This is a genomic window from Phormidium sp. CCY1219, assembly GCF_055795085.1.
In genome coordinates this window covers 1-4,125 of the sequence record NZ_JAYFEQ010000647.1, presented here as the reverse complement: position 1 = coordinate 4,125, position 4,125 = coordinate 1, and the positions used below count along the sequence as shown (strand labels likewise).

Sequence of the window (4,125 nt, the reverse complement as noted above, 5' to 3'; positions counted from 1 at the left end):
TTAGGCTGGTCAGGTGGTTAGAAGTACAAGCCCCTGGCTTTAGACATGGGGTTGGTTTCTACGGAGTCCCTGACTTCGGGAAAAGCAATGTCAGGTTCGAGCAGAACCGCGATCGCTTGTCGCGATCGCGGCGTAGCATGAAACCCACCCCCCACTAAGCAGGCGAGTTGATTGGCGTCCACTCCGCCCAATTTTGCGGTTTCAAGAATCGTTCCGTCAGTTCGGCTTCCCGGCTATTCGGTTCCGGTTGATAGCCATATTCCCACCGCACCAGGGGCGGTAAAGACATCAGAATCGATTCAGTGCGCCCATTGGTTTGCAGGCCAAAAATCGTTCCCCGGTCGTACACCAAATTAAATTCCACATAACGTCCGCGCCGATAGAGTTGGAAATTGCGCTCGCGATCGCCATACTCCATCGACCCCCGCCGCTCGATAATCGGCCCGTAAGCCGGGATAAATGCCTCCCCACAGGCGCGCACAAACGCAAATAACTCTTCCCAATTGCGCGGTTTAACTTCCCCGATGCTCTGGCTGTACTGCGCCGCCGGACCATTTGCATCCGGACCGCGATACAGTTCGCCGCGACCATCTTGATAGTCAAAGAAAATCCCCCCCACACCGCGCATTTCTTGGCGATGCTTCAAATAAAAATACTCGTCGCACCAAGGTTTGAAAACCGCATAATACTCCGGATGGTGAGCGTCGCACGCTTGCTTCAGGGTCTTGTGGAAATGCGCCGCATCTTCCGCAAACGGATAGTACGGCGTTAAATCCGCACCCCCACCGAACCACCACACCGGACCGGCTTCAAAATAGCGGTAGTTCAAATGAACCGTGGGCACGTAAGGATTGCGCGGGTGAAGCACCATCGAAGTACCGGTGGCATAAAATCCATGCCCTTCCGCCTCCGGGCGTTGCTTCAAAATCGAGGGGGGCAGTTGCGTTCCCCAGACCTCGGAAAAATTTACCCCACCTTGTTCGAAGACATTGCCTTCGCGAATCACGCGAGAACGGCCCCCACCCCCTTCGGGACGTTCCCAAGCGTCTTCCTTGAAGGTGCCCCCCCCATCGAGTTCGGTCAATCCCTGACAGATATTATCTTGGATCGAGCGCATGAACTGGCTGACTCGTTCTCTGGAGTCACTCGGGGGTAGGCTTTGGCTCACCGTAGCCTCAGACGTGGAAGAAACTGTCATAATTTTAAAGAAATGTCGTTTACCGCAACAGAAATCGGGAGTCTAGTCCATTGGATCCCAAATCCGGGTTAGGCGCGATCGCTCTGGATAAGCATTCTTTTGCCCAACCATAGGCAAATCATAAGGATACTCAACTATGGTATCCCAATCAAGAAATTTCCCCGCCACCTTAAAAAATCTACATAACACTATAAAAAAAGATACATTACGAAATAATTAGAAACGTTTGGGGTGGTTCGGCAAGCGGATGGCACAGGAGGCGGCGATCGCCTCGCAACAATCCAGCGCAGGCCCAACGCCGAAGCCTCCCGCTTCCCTCACCGACGCCACCTCAACCCTTGCAGATCCTTCCCTCCATCCCAAGGAGAACACTATGTCTCAAAAACTCGATTCCCAAGCAGTCCTAGACGTATTGCGACCAGTTCAAGACCCCGAACTCCAAAAGAGTTTAGTCGAGTTAAACATGATTCGCAATGTGGCGATCGATGGCGGTAAAGTCAGCTTTACCCTAGTCCTCACCACCCCCGCTTGTCCCTTGCGCGAATTCATCGTCGAAGACTGCCAAAAAGCGGTTCGCACCCTGCCCGGAGTCGAGGATGTGGCAGTTGATGTCACCGCAGAAACTCCCCAACAAAAACAACTGCCAGACCGCCAAGGCATCGAAGGAGTCAAAAATATCTTTGCCGTCTCTAGCGGTAAAGGCGGCGTGGGCAAAAGCACGATCGCCGTCAATATCGCCGTCACTCTCGCCGAAAGCGGCGCGAAAGTTGGCTTACTCGATGCCGATATCTACGGCCCGAACGACCCGGCGATGCTCGGATTGGCCAATGCTCAAGTCACGGTCACTCAAGGTTCCGAAGGGGAAGTGCTCGAACCGGCGTTCAATCACGGCATCAAACTGGTGTCAATGGCTTTCTTAATCGACAAAGACCAGCCAGTAATCTGGCGCGGACCAATGCTAAATGGCATCATTCGTCAGTTTCTCTATCAAGTAAACTGGGGAGAACTGGACTATCTGATTGTGGATATGCCCCCCGGCACCGGCGACGCTCAACTGACAATGGCCCAAGCGGTCCCAATGGCAGGGGCAGTCATCGTCACTACCCCCCAAGAGGTGGCCTTGCTAGACTCGCGCAAGGGCTTGAAAATGTTCGAGCAATTAAACGTCCCGGTTTTAGGTATCGTGGAAAATATGAGCTATTTTATCCCCCCGGATATGCCGGAGAAAAAATACGATATCTTCGGTTCCGGTGGCGGAGAAAAAACCGCTGAGGAACTCGGGGTGCCTTTACTCGGTTGCGTACCACTGGAAATTTCCCTGCGAGAAGGCGGCGATGCCGGCATTCCCATCGCTATCTCCAATCCGGAGTCCCCTTCGGCTAAAGCAATGCGCGACATTGCCCAACGAATTGCTGGTAAAGTTTCGGTGGTCGCTTTAGCCTCCTAAGTAAATAAGAAGAAAGAAGTATGAAGGACAAACCCAATCGGGCAACATCCCCCAACTTCATACTTCACACTTTTCTTTATTCCTGAGATATGTTTCACAACTCATTGCTGCGAATTCGTTGGCGAGACTGGATCCAACCTTGGATTCAGCTCGATTGGCTGCTGCTGGCTCTGCCTGTGGGCTTGACGGCCTTTGGCGGGATTATGATCCGCAGCACCGAAATTAACTTGGGTTGGACTGACTGGTGGCAGCATTGGATCGTGGGCAGCATTGGTTTGCTCCTGGCGCTGACGATCGCCCGCTCGCGTTACGATGCCCTCATCCAGTGGAAGTGGGTCATCTATGGCGTCACGAATTTTGCGTTGCTCGCTGTGATTTTCGTGGGTACGGAAGCGTTGGGGGCACAGCGCTGGATTGCCATTGGCGGCTTTAACGTTCAACCCTCTGAATTCGCTAAGTTAGGCGTCATTATTACCCTGGCCGCACTCCTGCACGATCGCACCGCCGATACTCTTCCTTCGGTCTTCAAAATTCTGGCCATTACCGCTGTCCCCTGGGCATTGGTTTTCTTGCAACCAGATTTGGGGACTTCTTTGGTGTTTGGCGCGATTACGGTGGGCATGCTCTACTGGGGTAACGCCAAAATCGGTTGGTTGCTGTTGATGGTTTCTCCGGTGGTCGCTACCATCCTCTTCAGTGTCTATTTACCCGCCTGGTTCGCTTGGACCGGTTTGGTGGCTTTGTTCGCTTGGCGCAGCCTTCCTTGGCCCTGGTTGGGCGCTCTGGCTTCGATCGTGATGAATTTAATCTCGGGCCGCGTGGGTAGCCTTTTGTGGGGCTTGCTCAAGGATTATCAAAAAGAACGGTTAACCACTTTCCTCAATCCAGAACAAGACCCCCTCGGCGCAGGCTATCACCTGATTCAATCTCGCATCGCGATCGGTTCTGGCGGACTGTACGGTCGCGGACTCTATAACGGCACCCAAACTCAACTCAATTTCATCCCAGAACAGCACACGGACTTTATCTTCTCCGCGATTGGCGAAGAATTGGGCTTCATCGGCGCAATGTTGGTGCTGTTGGCGTTTTGGTTGATTTGCCTGCGTCTGGCAATTGTGGCGCAAAGCGCGAAGGACAATTTCGGCTCTCTGCTCGCGATCGGGGTGCTCTCGATGTTGGTGTTTCAGGTGGTGGTCAATATCGGCATGACGATTGGTCTGGCTCCCGTGACGGGTATCCCTTTACCCTGGCTCAGTTACGGTCGTTCGGCTTTGCTGACCAATTTTATCGCGATCGGTCTGGTAGAATCGGTGGCCAATCACCGCGAAAAACGCAAGAAGTATTAAGCGGTGGGTTTTGCCATTAAACTAGAAAAGAAAATCACTGTAAGTCCACTGGTACTCGGTCAGGAACCCCATCCCTAAAGGGAGGGGCTTGGTAAGACTTTATTTTCCCAAGCTCACCTGACCAGAAGACCAGA

At 53.0% G+C, this 4,125-nt stretch carries 3 protein-coding genes; 2 read left to right on the top strand and 1 reads right to left on the bottom strand.

What is annotated here, in order from left to right; all coding sequences use genetic code 11:
* Positions 1 to 154: 154 nt before the first annotated feature.
* Positions 155 to 1,198: an oxygen-dependent coproporphyrinogen oxidase gene (gene hemF, locus AC0QH1_RS18690; RefSeq protein WP_324632776.1), complete on the bottom strand. Its 1,044-nt coding sequence runs from the start codon at positions 1,196 to 1,198 to the stop codon at positions 155 to 157.
* Between the two features lie 373 nt (positions 1,199 to 1,571).
* Here hemF and AC0QH1_RS18685 point away from each other — a divergent pair, with 373 nt between their 5' ends.
* Both AC0QH1_RS18685 and rodA read left to right on the top strand, forming a co-directional pair.
* Complete coding sequence (locus AC0QH1_RS18685; protein WP_324632777.1) at positions 1,572 to 2,645, top strand: Mrp/NBP35 family ATP-binding protein; 1,074 nt, start codon at positions 1,572 to 1,574, stop codon at positions 2,643 to 2,645.
* Between the two features lie 89 nt (positions 2,646 to 2,734).
* Positions 2,735 to 3,991: a rod shape-determining protein RodA gene (rodA, locus tag AC0QH1_RS18680; RefSeq protein WP_324632775.1), complete on the top strand. Its 1,257-nt coding sequence runs from the start codon at positions 2,735 to 2,737 to the stop codon at positions 3,989 to 3,991.
* Positions 3,992 to 4,125 lie beyond the last annotated feature (134 nt).